This is a genomic window from Plantactinospora sp. BC1, from assembly GCF_003030345.1.
GTDB lineage: Bacteria > Actinomycetota > Actinomycetes > Mycobacteriales > Micromonosporaceae > Plantactinospora.
This window is the reverse complement of the sequence record NZ_CP028158.1, coordinates 678,278-693,630: the sequence shown is the minus strand read 5'-3', so window position 1 is coordinate 693,630 and position 15,353 is coordinate 678,278. Positions and strand designations below refer to the sequence as shown.

General features: G+C 73.3%; 15 protein-coding genes. 5 read left to right on the top strand and 10 right to left on the bottom strand.

Going from position 1 to position 15,353, the window contains the following annotated elements; all coding sequences use genetic code 11:
- Positions 1–18: 18 nt before the first annotated feature.
- Positions 19–1,518: a PQQ-dependent sugar dehydrogenase gene (locus tag C6361_RS02795; protein ID WP_107266658.1), complete on the bottom strand. Its 1,500-nt coding sequence runs from the start codon at positions 1,516–1,518 to the stop codon at positions 19–21.
- A gap of 693 nt (positions 1,519–2,211) precedes the next feature.
- Between C6361_RS02795 and C6361_RS02790 the strand changes: the two genes are divergently transcribed.
- Complete coding sequence (locus C6361_RS02790; RefSeq protein WP_234359291.1) at positions 2,212–4,758, top strand: beta-glucosidase; 2,547 nt, start codon at positions 2,212–2,214, stop codon at positions 4,756–4,758.
- Positions 4,759–4,871: 113 nt separating this feature from the next.
- Entirely contained in the window at positions 4,872–5,621 is a 750-nt protein-coding gene (locus tag C6361_RS02785) for a DUF72 domain-containing protein (RefSeq protein ID WP_107266656.1), read from the top strand.
- Between the two features lie 16 nt (positions 5,622–5,637).
- Here C6361_RS02785 and C6361_RS02780 read toward each other — a convergent pair whose 3' ends face one another.
- The 6 genes from C6361_RS02780 to C6361_RS02755 all read right to left on the bottom strand — a co-directional run bounded on the left by C6361_RS02780 (position 5,638) and on the right by C6361_RS02755 (position 10,007).
- Positions 5,638–6,066: a DUF2267 domain-containing protein gene (locus C6361_RS02780; protein WP_107259208.1), complete on the bottom strand. Its 429-nt coding sequence runs from the start codon at positions 6,064–6,066 to the stop codon at positions 5,638–5,640.
- A 97-nt stretch (positions 6,067–6,163) separates the two neighbouring features.
- Positions 6,164–7,033 (bottom strand): DUF72 domain-containing protein, encoded by an 870-nt coding sequence (locus tag C6361_RS02775; RefSeq protein WP_107259209.1) that lies wholly within the window; start codon positions 7,031–7,033, stop codon positions 6,164–6,166.
- Between the two features lie 73 nt (positions 7,034–7,106).
- Complete coding sequence (locus C6361_RS02770; RefSeq protein WP_107259210.1) at positions 7,107–7,505, bottom strand: TraR/DksA C4-type zinc finger protein; 399 nt, start codon at positions 7,503–7,505, stop codon at positions 7,107–7,109.
- A gap of 148 nt (positions 7,506–7,653) precedes the next feature.
- Positions 7,654–8,292, bottom strand: coding sequence for a uridine kinase (locus tag C6361_RS02765; RefSeq protein ID WP_107259211.1), 639 nt, complete (start codon positions 8,290–8,292; stop codon positions 7,654–7,656).
- Positions 8,293–8,325: 33 nt separating this feature from the next.
- Positions 8,326–9,087, bottom strand: a complete 762-nt coding sequence (locus C6361_RS02760; RefSeq protein ID WP_107266655.1) for an ABC transporter permease subunit — start codon at positions 9,085–9,087, stop codon at positions 8,326–8,328.
- Entirely contained in the window at positions 9,084–10,007 is a 924-nt protein-coding gene (locus C6361_RS02755; RefSeq protein ID WP_107270692.1) for an ABC transporter ATP-binding protein, read from the bottom strand. The genes C6361_RS02760 and C6361_RS02755 overlap by 4 nt, the downstream gene beginning before the upstream one ends.
- A gap of 170 nt (positions 10,008–10,177) precedes the next feature.
- On the opposite strand from C6361_RS02755, the gene C6361_RS02750 reads away from it, so the two are divergent.
- Positions 10,178–11,485, top strand: a complete 1,308-nt coding sequence (locus tag C6361_RS02750) for a sensor histidine kinase (RefSeq protein ID WP_107266654.1) — start codon at positions 10,178–10,180, stop codon at positions 11,483–11,485.
- A gap of 1 nt (position 11,486) precedes the next feature.
- Complete coding sequence (locus C6361_RS02745) at positions 11,487–12,143, top strand: response regulator transcription factor (RefSeq protein ID WP_107266653.1); 657 nt, start codon at positions 11,487–11,489, stop codon at positions 12,141–12,143.
- Between the two features lie 40 nt (positions 12,144–12,183).
- Here the strand turns inward: C6361_RS02745 and C6361_RS02740 are convergent, their stop codons facing one another.
- Positions 12,184–12,801: a winged helix-turn-helix domain-containing protein gene (locus C6361_RS02740; RefSeq protein ID WP_107266652.1), complete on the bottom strand. Its 618-nt coding sequence runs from the start codon at positions 12,799–12,801 to the stop codon at positions 12,184–12,186.
- 192 nt (positions 12,802–12,993) lie between these two features.
- Here C6361_RS02740 and C6361_RS02735 point away from each other — a divergent pair, with 192 nt between their 5' ends.
- Positions 12,994–13,917 (top strand): AEC family transporter, encoded by a 924-nt coding sequence (locus C6361_RS02735; protein ID WP_107266651.1) that lies wholly within the window; start codon positions 12,994–12,996, stop codon positions 13,915–13,917.
- A gap of 41 nt (positions 13,918–13,958) precedes the next feature.
- On the opposite strand, the gene C6361_RS39115 is transcribed toward C6361_RS02735, so the two are convergent.
- A complete protein-coding gene (locus C6361_RS39115; protein ID WP_369931477.1) occupies positions 13,959–14,366 on the bottom strand; it encodes a winged helix-turn-helix domain-containing protein in 408 nt (135 codons plus the stop codon).
- Positions 14,367–14,801: 435 nt separating this feature from the next.
- Positions 14,802–15,299 carry a rhodanese-like domain-containing protein gene (locus tag C6361_RS02725; protein WP_107270691.1) on the bottom strand — a complete coding sequence of 166 codons (498 nt, stop codon included), beginning with the start codon at positions 15,297–15,299 and terminating at the stop codon, positions 14,802–14,804.
- Positions 15,300–15,353: the final 54 nt, after the last annotated feature.

The following is a 15,353-nucleotide window of genomic DNA, read 5'->3' as shown; positions in this document are numbered from 1 at the left end:
GTGCAGGCGGCGTCGGACTCAGGGGCTGGTGCAGGCGAGGTCGCTCGGCGGGGTGTTGGTCCCGGTCCACGAGCCCTGGAAGCCGAACGTGGCCGAGCCGTTGGCGCCGAGCGTGCCGTTCCAGCCGACGTTGCGGACCGTGACCGACGATCCGCTCGCGGTCAGCGTGCCGTTCCAGAGCTGGCTGATCGTCTGCCCGTTGGCGAAGGTCCAGCGCACGGTCCAGCCGTTCAGCGTGCTGGTGCCGTTGTTGCGGACCGTCACCTCGCCCTGGAAGCCGCTCTGCCACTGGTTGACCTGCCGGTAGGTCGCGGTGCAGGCACCACTGCCCGGCGGGGTGCTGGTCGGCGGGACCGTCGGCGGGAGGCTCGGGGTCGGCGAGGAGGTGGGCGGCCGGGTGGTCGCGGTGGGCGTCGGGGTGGTGCCGACCGGCAGGAAGCGCAGGATCCGGTCGTCGGTGGCGGCCGGCGAGCCCCGGCCGTCCCGGTTGCTGGTGGCCACCCAGAGCGAGCCGTCGGGGGCGCGTTCGACGGTACGCAGCCGGCCGTACTGGCCGGTGAGCCGGGCGATCGGGCTGCCGCTGACCCCGCCGCTGCCGTTCAGCGGTACCTGCCAGAGCCGGGTACCGCGCAGCGCGGCGACGAAGAGCATGTTGCCGTCGATGGTGGCACCGCTCGGCGACGCCTCGGCGGTGGTCCAGGTGACGATCGGGTTGCGGAACCGGGGGTCGTTGCCCTGCCCCTCCACCGTCGGCCAGCCGTAGTTGCCGCCGGGCACGATGTAGTTGACCTCGTCCCAGGTGTTCTGCCCGAACTCGCTGGCGTAGAGCCGGCCCTGGGCGTCCCAGGCGAGCCCCTGCACGTTGCGGTGCCCGAGGCTGTAGACCAGCGAGCCGGCGGTCGGGTTGTCCGGCGGGGCGCTGCCGTCGGGGCGCATCCGCAGGATCTTGCCGTTGCGGCTGGACGGGTTCTGCGAGTTGGCGGTCTGGCCCGCGTCGCCGACACCGGCGTAGAGCATGCCGTCGGGTCCGAAGGCGATCCGGCCGCCGTCGTGGAAGTTGGCCCGGGCCAGTCCGGTGAGGATCGGCGTCTGGGTCTGCGGCGCGTCGAGCCGGAACCGGACGATGCGGTTGTCGCTGGAAGAGGTGAAGTAGGCGTAGACGTAGCGGTCGCTGGCGTAGGTCGGCGAGACGGCCAGGCCGAGCAGCCCGGCCTCGCCGCCGGGCGAGACGCCGGAGATGGTGGCGACCTGCTGCGGGCTCTGCCCCGGGCGGATCTGCACGACCCGGGCGGTGTCCCGCTCGGCGACCAGTGCGCTGCCGTCGGGCAGGAAGGCCATCCCCCAGGGCGCCTGGAGGTTGGTGGCGACGGTCTCCGGGCGGCTGAAGTCGAAGTCTCCGGCCGCCAGCACCCCCGCCCCGTCGCCCGGCGCCGAGGTCGTGTCGGCGACGGCGAACCCGGCGCCGCCGAGTACGACGGCGAGCGCCGCACCCGTGACGAGAAGCCGACTACTCCGCATGCCGCACCTCCAGGGACCACTCTTCCGTGGGCACGGCCGCCCGACGAGACAGAGACACGTGTCAATGTAACACCGGGGCCGGGCGCGGTCTAGATCAGCTCCGCCGAGGGCGGGCGAGCCGGTCCCCGCCCGGCCGACCCGCCCGCGTCCTCGGCGGGCTCCCCCGCCCGCCACGTCATCCGGGTGTGACCACGCCCCGACCCGGGGTGTCGCGGGGCCGACGGCCGACGCCCGGCCGCCGGTCACAACCGGAGCCGCACACCTGCCGACCCACACCCGGTAAACCGGAGATGACCATCACTTTCGCCGACCCCCGCCCGGCCGGTGGGCTACCGTTTCGGTGGTCCCGGGTCGTCGCACGAGTCCTCGTCCCTTTTCACGCCGCCGTCGCGGACCTGCGCCGCTCGGGGCGGCCGGACGTCTCCCGCGCCGGGCCCGAGCCGAAGCATCCGCAAACTTTCGGTGCCGGCCCGATAATTCGCCGTGATGCGGCGCACGCTACGACGTGGTGAACAAACGGTCAAGGCTTGCGCCCTCCGGAGGCTTGCGAGCTACTTTCGGCCTAAGTACCCTCTCGACGCGGGCCGGACTTTCCGGAAACATGTCGGAAGTACGTGTGCGCCCGCGTCCAAACCTCACTTCGACGTGCGGCGGCTCCGGAAGAGGCCAGCAACAAGCGACAGGAGGCTGCTCGTGAGCAGCAACCGCAATGCCGCCGACACCAGTCGGACAACCACCGAAGTCGAGCGGCTTGAGGTGACGGGGGTGCACGATGGGCATCCACACGACGGACAGCTCACCGCGACCGCGACCGTCCCGGCGGACGACGCAGCGCCCAGCGACAGCCCCGCTCCCGACACCCTGCCCGGCTGGCAGGACTCGCGGCTGCCCGTCGCGCGGCGGGTGGAGGACCTGCTCGCCCGGCTGACGCTGGAAGAGAAGGCAGCCCAACTGTACGGCGTCTGGGTCGGTGGCGACTCCACCGGCGAGGACCTGGCGCCGCACCAGCACGAGATGACCAGCGAGGCCCCGGACTGGCGCGCACTGATCAGCAACGGCCTCGGCCAGGTCACCCGGGCGTTCGGCACCGCGCCCGTCGACCCCGCCCTCGGCGCCCGGGCACTGGCCCGGATGCAGGAGGAGATCGTCGCCGCCAACCGGTTCGGCATCCCGGCCATCGCGCACGAGGAGTGCCTGACCGGCATCATGACCTGGAAGGCGACCGTCTATCCCACGCCGCTGGCCTGGGGCGCGACCTTCAACCCCGAGCTGGTCGAGCGGATGGCCGGGCAGATCGGGTCGGCGATGCGGGCGCTCGGCGTACACCAGGGGCTGGCCCCGGTGCTCGACGTGATCCGGGACCTGCGCTGGGGGCGCTGCGAGGAGTCGATCGGCGAGGACCCCTACCTGGTCGCCACCATCGCCACCGCGTACGTCCGGGGCCTGGAGTCCACCGGCGTGGTCGCCACCCTCAAGCACCTCGTCGGATACTCGGCCTCCCGGGCCGGCCGCAACCACGGACCGGTCAGCGCCGGGCACCGCGAGCTGGCCGACGTGCTCCTGCCGCCCTTCGAGATGGCGCTGCGGGACGGCGGTGCCAGATCGGTGATGCACGCCTACAACGAGATCGACGGCATCCCGCCGGCCGCCGACCCGGAGCTGCTCACCCGGCTGCTCCGCGACGAGTGGGACTTCACCGGCACCGTCGTCTCCGACTACTTCGGGATCAGCTTCCTGCAACGGCTGCACAACGTCGCGGGCGACCTGAGCGAGGCCGCGGCGCTGGCGCTGACCGCCGGGGTGGACGTCGAACTGCCCTCCGCGCACTGCTACGGCGACCTGTTGATCGACGCGGTCCGGGCCGGCGCCGTGCCGGAGTCCCTGGTCGACCGGGCGGTGACCCGGATCCTCCGGCAGAAGTGCGAACTCGGCCTCCTCGACCCCGACTGGTCGCCGCTGCCGGCGGCACTGGCCGGCACCGCCGAGCGGAGCAACGGCGACATCCCCGGCGTCGTCGAGGGCTCCGTCGACCTCGACCCGCCGGCCAACCGGACGCTGGCCCGGACGATCGCCGAGGAGTCGGTGGTGCTGCTGGCGAACTCCGGGGCACTGCCGCTCCGGCCGGAGAGCCGCATCGCCATGGTCGGGCCGCTCGCCGACGACGTCGCCGGGATGCTCGGCTGCTACACCTTCCCCAGCCACGTCGGCAGCCAGCACCCGGAGCTGCCGGAGGGGGTCGAGATCCCCACCCTGCTGGCCGCGCTCCGGGCCGAGCTGCCCGAAACCCCGATCAAGTACGCCCCCGGCAGCACCGTCGACGGCTCCGCCGAACTCGACGCCGACGCGATCAGCGCCGCCGCCGCGGTCGCCGCCGAGGCCGACGTCTGCGTGGCCGTACTCGGTGACCGGGCCGGACTCTTCGGCCGGGGCACCTCCGGCGAGGGCTGCGACAGCGACGACCTGCGGCTGCCCGGTGCCCAGGCGGAACTGCTGGCCGCACTGCTGGAGACCGGAACCCCGGTGGTGCTGGTGCTGCTCGCCGGCCGCCCCTACGCGCTCGGCGACTCGATCGACCGGCTCGCCGCGGTGGTGCAGGCGTTCTTCCCCGGCGAGGAGGGCGGGCCGGCGGTAGCCCGGGTGCTCAGCGGTTCGGTCAACCCCTCCGGCCGGCTGCCGGTGAGCGTCCCGCGCACCCCGGGCGGCCAGCCCAACAGCTACCTCAACCCGAAGCTGGGCCAGAAGACCGACGTCAGCAGCGTCGACCCCACCCCGCTCTTCCCGTTCGGCCACGGCCTGTCGTACACGGCGTTCAGTTGGCCCGAGGTGCGGGTGGAGGGTGCGGCACCGGTCGCGGACCGGCCGGTGGAGGTGCCCACCGACGGGAGCGTCACCGTCTCGGTCTCGGTCCGCAACGACGGCGACCGGGCCGGCACCGAGCTGGTGCAGCTCTACCTGCACGACCCGGTCGCCCAGGTCAACCGCCCGGTGGTCCGACTGATCGGCTACGCCCGGGTGCCGCTGGAACCGGGCCAGACCCGGCAGGTGGACTTCCGGGTGCACGCCGACCTCTCCTCGTTCACCGGTCGGCGCGGCCACCGGGTGGTCGAGCCCGGCGACCTGGAGCTGCGGCTCTCCGCCTCCAGCGACGACCACCGGCACACCGTCCCAGTCAAGCTGACCGGCCCCGAGCGGCGGGTGGACCACCGCCGGCAGCTCGTCGCCGAGGTGACGCTGCACTGACAGCCGCCCGGCGCCCCGATGGTCGGCGGTTGGGGCGCCGGGCCCACACCCGGCGGGGCCTCGGGCGTCGCCCGACGGGTGGACGGGCGGCCGAGCCGGCATACTGACCGGGGATGATCCTCGTCGGCACCTCCGGGTGGCAGTACCGCGACTGGCGGGATCGGTTCTATCCGACCGGTCTGCCGCAACGACGCTGGCTGGAGCACTACGCCGAACGGTTCGGCACGGTCGAGGTGAACAACGCCTTCTACCGGCTGCCCGAACGGGACGTCTTCGCCGCCTGGCGGGCCCGTACCCCGGACGACTTCTGCGTGGCGGTGAAGATGAGCCGCTACCTGACGCACATCAAGCGGCTGCGGGAACCGGCCGAACCCATCGCCCGGTTCCTCGGCCGGGCCACCGCACTCGGCGACCGGCTCGGTCCGGTACTGCTGCAACTGCCGCCGAACCTGCCGGCCGACACCGGCGCGCTGGCCGAGGTGCTCTCCCTCTTCCCACCCGAGGTACGGGTCACCGTGGAGCCGAGGCATCCGTCCTGGTGGACCGGGCAGACCCGGCAGGTGCTGGAGCGGTACGGCGCCGCGCTCTGCTGGGCCGACCGGCGCGGCCGACCGGTGACGCCGCTGTGGCGTACCGCCGACTTCGGCTACCTGCGGCTGCACGAGGGGCGGGCCGAACCCCGGCCCCGGTACGGCCGGACCGCGCTCGGCTCCTGGCTGGACCGGATCGGCGCGGCCTTCCCCGGCGACGAACCGGTCTACGTCTACTTCAACAACGATCCCGGCGGCGCGGCGATCGTCGACGCCGCCGCGCTGGCCGCGATCGCCGGGCGCCGGGGCGTCCCGATCAGCCGGACGCCCTGAGCAACCGCTCGCCGGGCTACGGCATGATCGTGGTGAGGTCCTTCGGCATGGTCGACTTGACGTCGTCCCACTCCCCGTCGGTGACGTGCCGGCGCAGCGCGTTCAGCACCGTGTTCACCACGGTCGCCGGGCCACCCTCGACGTCGAACGGGAAACCGGCGCGTACCTCGTAGAGGAACTCCTCGCGGTTCAGCTTGATCGGGACGACGCTCGGATCCCAGCCGTCGAAGTAGACCCCGCGGACCAGCACCGGCAACTGGGCGGCGAAGTGCACGCTCTCCTGCACCGGCAGCCGGTCCCGGAGCAGGTGCAGTACGGTCCGCAGCGCCGCGTACGACTGGTTGCGGCGTTCCTTCGGCCACCCGTACGCCTGCTCGATGTCCTTGAGGATGAGGTTGGTCTTGTCTATCGACGACTCGAAGATCGAGTACGAATTGTTCGGCACGACTGATCCCCCGTCCCGTCTCGGCTACTGCCCACCCTTGCCATGCTCGCCCTGGGACGGGTGACCGCCGCTCACCCGCAGCGGGTGATTCCGGCGGCTAGGCCGAGAGGAGATCACGGAGCTTCTCGGCGTTCGTCTGCGCGTAGTCCCGATAGCAGTTGTTGAACAACACGTGTGTCTCGGCGGTGTCGTCGGCGAGTTCGCGCAACTTCGGCGCCCAGTCCGCCAGCTCCCGATCCGAGTAGTGGTAGCCGAACTTGTCGTAGATGTTCTTGCTGGTCCACTTGTCGCTGTGCCCGTGGAACCGCACCACCGCCAGGTCGGCGGTGGCGGCCAGCACCGGCGGCACCGACGAGCGGTGCCCCTGCGGCATGTCGACCGAGACGTACGCCAGCTCGTGCTTGCGGAGGAACTCCAGGGTCTCCTCCCGGTTGCCGTCGGCGAACCAGGAGGCGTGCCGGAACTCGAAGACCGGCCGCAGCGGGCCGCACCGCCGCCGCACCTCCAGCAGGTACTGCTTGTTGTCCCGGCGGATGGTGAACCACGGCGGGAACTGGAACAGCAGCGCGCCGAGCTTGCCCGCCTCGGCCAGCGGCTCCAGCGCGGAGAGGAAGCGGGTCCAGACCTCCTCGTACGCCTGCGCCGGCAGGTCGCCCGGGTAGACGTTCTTCTTCTCGGTCTCCGGCCGCAGGTCCTTGTAGAGCGCGGAGACCCGGGTCGGATGCCCGGTGAGCAGGCTGAACGCCTTCACGTTGAAGGTGAACCCGGGCGGGGTGCGCCCGACCCACAGCTCGGCGGTCCGCTCGGCCGGCGGCGAGTAGTAGGTGGCGTCGACCTCGACCAGCGGAAACCGCTCGGCGTAGTGGCCGAGCCGCCGTTCCGGGGTGTCCGCGCCCGCCGGATACCAACCCGATTCCAGCAGGGTCTTGTCGGTCCACGAGGCCGTGCCGACCTTGATCTCACCCATGACTCCAGTTCACCCGCCCCGAACGGGACGGGCAAGCCGAGCGCGGTCCACCTCCGTCGTCGGTCGCGTCCGGTCAGGCCGCCCGGCGCTCCCGGGACTGCTTGCAGGTGACGCAGGTGGTCGCGGAGGGGAAGATCTCCAGCCGCTCGACCGGGATCGAGTCGCCGCATCCCTCGCACCAGCCGTACGTCCCCTCGGCCAGCCGGCTGAGCGCGTGCTCGAACTGCGCCCGGCGGTCGAGAATGGTCCGCAGCAGCGACTGCGCGGTGTCCCGCTCGGCCGTCTTGGTGCCGCTGTCGGCCTGGTCGTCGCCGGCCGTGTCACCGACCTCCACCAGTCGCAGCACCTGGCTCTGTGCCAACGCCTCGTCGTACTCGACGGTCAGCTCGTCGAAGCGGGCCTGCAGGGCGCGGCGGATCTGGTCGCTGTCGGCCGCCGAGCGGCGCGTACCGATTGCCTCGTTGACGAGCATGCGCTGCCTGCCTTTCCGTCGAAGGAACGGATCTGCGGTCCTGGACGTTATTGTCCGGGTCGCTCCGTCATGAGCAGCGCGATTACCCCACCGCCGTCGCCGGCAAACCGTCGATTTCCCGACCCGCCCCGACCCCCCGGCCACCGGGTCATCCGACGCTGTCCGCCTCGACCAGCGCGGGGTGCCGGGGGTCGTCCAGCCGGACCACCACGTCGGCGAAGGCCGACGGTCCGACCTCGTCGGCGTAGCGGGCGAAGGCGGGCAGGGTCCACCGCTGTGCCGGGGCCGTACGCCGGGCCAGCGCGCCGGGCGAGAGCACGAGATGCACCGCCAGGTCGAACGGTAGGCCGCCGCCGAGCAGCAGCGCCCCGCTCACCAGGACGACACCGCCGGGCGGCAGGGTGAGGTAGTCGGCCCGGGTGGCCCGGTCCGTCTCGGCGTTCCACAGCGACGGCAGGATCCGGCCCGAACCGGCCGGGCCGGCGGGATCGAGTACCTCCCGACGCAGGCCCGCCTCGTCGAGCCAGCCGAAGTAGTACGCGTCGGGGTTGGTGCGGCCCTGCTCGTAGCGGAGCGACGCCGGCCGGAGGAAGTCCGCCGTGTCGATCCGGACGGCCGGGCGGCCCCGGACCCGCAGCGGGTCGACCAGCGCGTCGGCGAGCCGGCCCGGCTCGGCGGCCGGCGGCCCGTCGACCGCCACCCGCAGCCAGCCGCCGGCACGCTCGCCGGCCAGCCGGTCGGCCAACTCCTGCACCAGCAGCTCGGGGCTGATCGGACGGACCCTCATCCGACCATCCTGCCCCCCGGGCGGAGCGGCCGGTCAGGCGTCCCGGCGGCGCAGCACGAGGTAGCCGCCGAGCAGCGAGGCGGCGGTCCAGAGCGCCAGCAGGGCGACCCCGGTCCACGGGCCGTAGTCCCGGGCCCACCGGGCCTCGTCCTGCGACCCGGCGAGGTGCAGGATCACCCAGGTGGTCTGGTCCGGCAGGTACTGGGTGACGGTACGCAGTCCGGGGACGTTGCCGAGGCCCTGCGAACCGAGGAAGAAGATCGGCAACAGTACCGCCAGGGCGCGTACCGGACTGCGCAGCATCGCCGCCACCCCCAGGGAGAAGAGGCAGAGCAGTACGAGGTGCAGGCAGCCACCGAGCACGGCGGCCACCGCACCGTCGGCGCCGAGCCCGACGCCGTACCGGCCGAGCGCGGCCTGGGCGGCGAAGAAGCCGACCAGTACGGTCGGTACCGCCACCGCAGTGGCGAAGAGGGCGGCGGCGAGTATCTTCCCGACGTAGCAGCGTCCCCGGCGCGGCACGGCGACCAGGGTGGCCCGGATCGTGCCGGAGCTGTATTCGCTCGCCATCACCAGTGTCCCGAAGACCACCAGGGCGAGCTGGCCGAGCGTCAGGCCGTAGAAGGCGGGAAAGAGCGGGTCGAAGCCGAACTGCCGCTCCGGCGGTTGCGCGCCGAAGCTGAGCCCGGCCAGCAGGCTGATGCCGACGCCGACGACGAAGGTCGGCAACAGGGTCCAGATCGTCGACCGGACGGTCCGGATCTTCGTCAGCTCGGCCCGCAGCACCGCGCTCATCGCCGACCCTCCGCCTCGACGTCGGCCCGGTACCGCACCGCGGTCGCGGTGAGCCGCATGAACGCCTCCTCCAGGGACGCCCGCTGCACGCCGACCTCGTGCACCGTCAGCCGGTTGGCCGCGACCAGCTCCCCGATCCGGGCGGCCTCGCTGTCGTACGCCAGCAGCGTCCCGTCCGGCTCCGCCTCGACCCGGATGCCGGCGGCCGCCAGTACTCCGCGCAGCCGCTCCGGTTCCGGCGCCCGGATCCGTACCGTCGTGCCGGAGTTCGCCTCGACGAACTCCCGCATCCCGGTGTCGGCTAGCAGCCGGCCCTGCCCGATCACCACCAGGTGGTCCGCGGTCAGCGCCATCTCGCTCATCAGGTGGCTGGAGACGAAGACGGTCCGGCCCTGCCCGGCGAGCCCCCGCATCAACTCCCGGATCCACCGGATGCCCTCCGGGTCGAGTCCGTTGACCGGCTCGTCGAAGAGCAGCACCGGCGGGTCGCCGAGCAGCGCGGCGGCGATCCCGAGCCGCTGCACCATGCCGAGCGAGAAGCCGCCGACCCGCCGTTTCGGCACGCTCTCCAGCCCGACCAGGGCGAGCACCTCGGCGACCCGGGCGCGCGGGATGCGGTTGCTCTGCGCCAACCAGAGCAGGTGGTGGTACGCGGTGCGCCCCGGATGCGCCGACCGGGCCTCCAGCAGCGCGCCGACCGAGCGCAGCGGGGCGACGTGCTCCGGATAGCTCCGGCCGTCGATGAGTACCCGACCGCCGCTCGGGCGGTCGAGGCCGAGCATCATCCGCATCGTCGTCGACTTGCCCGCACCGTTCGGGCCGAGGAAGCCGGTCACCTGTCCGGCCCGGACCGTGAAGGAGATCCCGTCGACCGCGACCGTCCGCCCGTAGCGCTTGCTGAGATTGCACACCTCGATCACGACCGCCACGCTAGGCAGCGCCGCCAGCCGGAACAGTCCTCGAAAGTCGTCCACCCCGCCCACCAATGTCGACGGGGCCAAGGGGCGGCACCGCCGGGGCGCCGGCCGGCGGGGTGCCACCGGTGTGCCGGTCGGTGCCGGCGGGTGGCCGGCGGACGTAACCTGCTGGCATGCGCCGACACCTGCTGCCCGTGGTCGTACTGCTGGCGGAGACCGCGTTGCTGCTGGCCGGCTCCGGGCCCGGGACGTCGCCCTGGGACGTCGTCGGCCACGTCGTGCTGGTCGCACTGGTGATCGCGGTACGCCGCCGGGCCCCGGTCGGTGCGCTGATCGGCGCGTTGCTGCTCGTCGCACTCTCCGACGGCGGGTACGTCCTGCTGCTCTGGGCCGCCTACCAGGCGGGGCGGGAGGCGCTGGACCGCACCAGTGCGGTGATGGTGGCCGGGGCGCTGACCGGCGCGCTCGCCGTACACCTGGTGACCGCCCCGGCGGAGCCCGGCACGGTCCCGAACCTGATCTCGACGTACCTGGTCTTCGCCGCACTGCCGGTGCTGGTCGGCCGCTACCTGGCCCAGCAGGAGCGGCTGGTCTCCACCCTGGACCGGCACAACCGGCAGCTCCGCCGGGAGCGGGAGCTGCTCGCCGAGCAGGAGCAGCTCCGGGAGCGGCTGCGGATCGCCCGGGACATGCACGACTCGCTCGGCCACCGGCTCAGCCTGGTCTCGGTGCAGGCCGCCGCGCTGGAGGTGGCGGAGTTGCCGCCGGTGCAGCGCCAGGCGGTGCGGCAGCTCGCCGGAGCCGCACGCGGCGCCCTGGACGAACTCTACGAGCTGGTCGGTGCGCTGCGCGGCGGGCAGGGGACCGATCAGCGGTCGCCGGGCTCGGAGCGGATCGGCCCGCTGGTCGCGGAGTTCCGCGCGGCCGGCACCCCGGTGACGCTGCGACAGGAGGGTACCCCGGGCCCGTTGCCCGGCGCGGCGGGGCGGGCGGCGTACCGGGTGGTCGAGGAGGGGCTGACGAACGCGCTGAAGCACGCGCCGGGGCAGCCGGTGACGGTACGGCTGCGGTGGGAGCCGGACGCCCTGCTGCTGACCGTCGACAACCCGCTGCCCGAGCGGGCCGGGACGCCGCCCGGCCCCGGACCCACCCGGGACGGTGGCGGTTGCGGTATCGGAGGCGCGGAGGGCGAGGGCGACGGGCCGGGAGCGGTCGGGCACGGGCTGGTCGGGTTGCGGGAGCGGGCCGAGCAGGCGGGCGGGCTGGTCGCGTACCGGATCGTCGAGCCCGGCGATCCCGCCCAGCCGGACGGCGGCGCACGGAGCTGGCGACTCCTCGCGATGCTGCCCGTCGCGGAGCCGGACGCCGCGGACGCCGAGCTGCCCGCGCCGGGCGGGATCCGTACCCTGGCCCTCGGGCTCGCCACCGCGGCCCTGATGTTCGTGGCGATGCCGGCGAGCATGCTGCTGGGGGTGCGGTGAGGTGATCAGGGTGCTGCTCGCCGACGACGAGCCACTGATCAGGGCCGGCATCCGCACCGTGCTGGAGTCGGCCGGCGACATCGAGGTGGTCGCCGAGGCGGCGGACGGCGGCGCGGCGGTCGACGCCGCGCTCCGGCACCGGGTCGACGTGGCACTGCTGGACATCCGGATGCCGGTGCTGGACGGCCTCGACGTGGTCGACGAACTCGGCCGGCGACTGCCGGGACTCCGGGTGGTGGTGCTGACCTCGTTCGGCGCGGAGCCGAACGTGCTGCGGGCGGTGCAGGCCCGGGTGGCCGGGTTCGTGCTGAAGAACTGCACGCCGGAGGAGCTGATCCGCGCGGTACGCGCCGCGCACGACGGCGACGCCTACCTCTCCCCCGCGGTGACCCGGCTGCTGCTCGGGATGGTGGCGCCGGAACCGGCGGCGCGGCGACGGCAGGCGCGGGACCGGCTGGCCGTACTGACCGCGCGGGAGTCGGAGATCCTGCGCCTGGTCGCCGAGGGTCTCTCCAACGCCGAGGTGGGCCGGCGGCTGCGGATGAGCGAGATGACCATCAAGACGTACGTGAGCCGGATCCTGGGGAAACTCGACTGCACGAACCGGGTGCAGGCCGCCCTGCTCTCCCGGGACGCCGGGCCCACCCCGTGGAGCTGACGCCTCGCCCCGGGGTGGGTCGGCCGTCCCGGCCGGTGGGTCAGGCGTTCCGGTCGATGGTGACCACGGCGTCGTCGGCCAGCCGGTAGCCGACCCCGTAGACGGTGGTGATCAGCGGTACGTCGCCGACCTTGCCGCGCAGTCGCCGGATGTGCACGTCGACGGTGCGTACCCCGGTGTGCTCGTAGCCCCAGACGGCGGTGAGCAACTGGAGTCGGGTGAAGACCCGCCGGGGGTGCGCGACCAGGTGCATCAGCAGGTCGAACTCCAGCCGGGTGAGCGGCAGCGGCTCGCCGCCGAGCAGCACGGACCGGGACGCCGCGAGGATGTGCAGCTCCGAGCCGCCGGTGGCGGTGGAGGAGACCGGTCGGGCCGGCGTGCGCGGGGCGGCCGCTTCGGCGCGGCGTTCCGCCTGGCCGGCGAACCCACCGGTGATCGTCGCCTCGCCCCGTTCCACCAGCTCGCGGGCGGCTTCGAGCAGCCGACGGGCGGGTGCCGTCAGGAGTTCCTCGTTGCCGACGAGCGGGATCGATAACGTTACCGTCAGCGTCGGCGCGGTCGACCCGGCGGGCCGGCGGGAGGCTCCCGGCGGCCGGCCGGGGCCGACCGGCTGGGCGCTGTGCCACCCGGTACGCGACGAGGCGGGGCTGACCGACATGGTCCTCCTTGGCTGCTCCGGGTGTTCCCCACGGCCCGAACCGCCGCTGCCTCGATGCTTCCGGGCACCGGGGCGAGGGTCAAGGGGACACGACGATGCATGAATGTGACAATCGACAAACTCAACGGAATCACTTGCTCGCTCTTAGTACCAGATCATGTCGCGGCACGCACACCCGGCAGGATGGTCAGGATGCGGGGTGTGGTGACGGGGTTCGCGGTGATCTGGTCGGTCACCCTGGTCGGCTACCTCGTCGGCCGGTACGACCTGCTCGGCCCGCACGGCACCGCGGTGATCGCCCGGCTGGTCTTCCTGGTCGCGACCCCCGCGCTGCTCTTCGGCACCCTCGCCCGCTCCACAGTGGCCGATCTGTTCACCCCGGCGCTGGCCGCTTTCGTGCTGAGTACCCTGATCGTGGCGGCGGTCTACCTGCTCGTGGCGCGCTTCGGCTGGCGCCGCCCGGCCGGCGAGGCGACCGTCGGCGCGATGTCCGCGTCGTACGTGAACGCGGCCAACCTCGGGCTGCCGGTCGCCGCGTACGTGCTCGGAGACGTCTCCTTCGTCGCCCCCGTACTGATCTTCCAGGTGCTGGTGGCGGCGCCCCTGGCCCTCGGGGTACTGGACGCCACCACCACCGACCGGGGCCTGTCGGTACGCCGGCTGGCGCTGCTGCCGGCCCGGAACCCGATCATGCTGGGTTCGGCCGGCGGGTTGCTGGTCTCGGTCTCCGGCTGGCAGCCCCCGGCCGAGCTGCTGCTCCCGTTCGACCTGGTCGGCTCGGCCGCCGTTCCGCTGGCCCTGATCGCGCTCGGCATGTCGCTGCCCGGCAGCCGCCCCCTGGCGGTCGGTCCCGGGTCCGCCGAGCGGTACGTCGCGGTGATCCTCAAGATCGTCGTACAGCCCGTGGTGGCGTACCTGATCGCCCGGTACGCGCTGGGGCTGACCGGTCCGGCCCTGCTCGCCGCCGTGGTCACCTCGGCGCTGCCGACCGCGCAGAACGTCTTCGTCTTCGCCACCCACTACCGGCAGGCCCAGCCGCACGCCCGGGACGTGGTGGTGCTCTCCACCATCGCCGCCGCCGTCTCGCTCGCCGCCATCGCCGCCCTGCTCGGCTGAGCCCCTCCGCCGCCCAGCGGGCCGTTGGGAGGCCGGGGGCGTCAGGTGAGGTCGTCGATGCGTACCGCGGCGTCGTCGGCGAGCCGGTAGCCGACCCCGTGCACGGTGGTGACCAGCGGCATCGACGGGTGCACCTTGGCCCGCAGTCGGCGTACGTGCACGTCGACGGTACGCGCGACGGCGTGCTCGTACCCCCAGACGTTGCCGAGCAGTTGCAACCGGGTGAAGACCCGGCGCGGGTTGCGGGCGAGGAAGACCAGCAGGTCGAACTCCAGCCGGGTAAACGGGACCGGTCGCCCGCCCTGGAGCACCACCCGGGGTCCGGTCAGTACCCGTAGCGAGTCGCCGTCGTCCGGACCGGTCGCCGTCGCCGCACCGGCGGCGGTCGGCAACGGCTCCGGCAGACCGACGCCCGGCAGCGACGCCGCCGGCAGACCGACGCCGGGCAGCGACGGCTCCGGCAGACCGACGCCGGGCAGCGACGGCTCCGGCAGACCGGCGCCGGGCCGCAACGGCTCCGGCAGATCGGGCAGCAGCGAGTCCGGCAGGCCGGGCAGGCCCGGGTCGGTGGCGGTCCGGCCCGGCAGGCGGGTCTCGGTCACCACGTCGGCGCCCTGGTCGCGTAGCTGACGAACCAGCCCGAGCAGCAGGGCCAGCTCCTCGGTGACCCGCCCGCCGACCAGCGGGAGGTCGACGGTGACCCGGATGACCGGCGCGGTCTCGACGGCCGACGCGGTCTCGACGGCCGGCGAACGGCGCCGGGCCGAGGGGGCCCGGCGCGGTCCGGCGGGTGACGGGGTACGCGGGTGGATGGCGACGACCGACATGGGAACTCCTTCGTGGGACGTTGGTCCGGTCCGCCCGCGTGCGTTGGCGCGCGGGGGTCAGGTGAGCGCCCGCCGGGGGATCACCGGCGGGACGGTTTCGGGCTGGGCGTAGACGTCGGTCGGCCCGAAGGCGGGCAGCCCGAGCCCGCGCCAGGCGACGAATCCGCCGACGATGTCGGTGGCCCGGTGCAGGCCGATCTCCTGGAGGGCGGCGGCGGCCAGGGACGACGTGTAGCCCTCCTGGCAGAAGACGATGACCGGCAGGTCGTACCGGTCGGCGAGCGGAAGCCGGGCGGAGCTGCGCGGGTCGAAGCGCCACTCCAGGACGTTGCGTTCCACCGGCAGCGCCCCCGGGATCGCCCCGGTGGCGGCCCGCTGGGCGGCGGGGCGGATGTCGACCAGTACCGCACCGGCGCGGGCGGCGAGATGCCCCGCCTCCGGTTCCAGGCGGCGCAGCCGCACCCGGGCGGCCGCGAGGATCTCGTCGATGCTCCGCGAACCGGCCGGGGCCTGCGCTCCGCGACAGCCGTCGACGGGCTCTCGGAGGTTGGTCAGGTTCACCGTGCTGTCCTTCCGTCGTGTCGGGCCTCGAACCCGCACCGGGTGTCG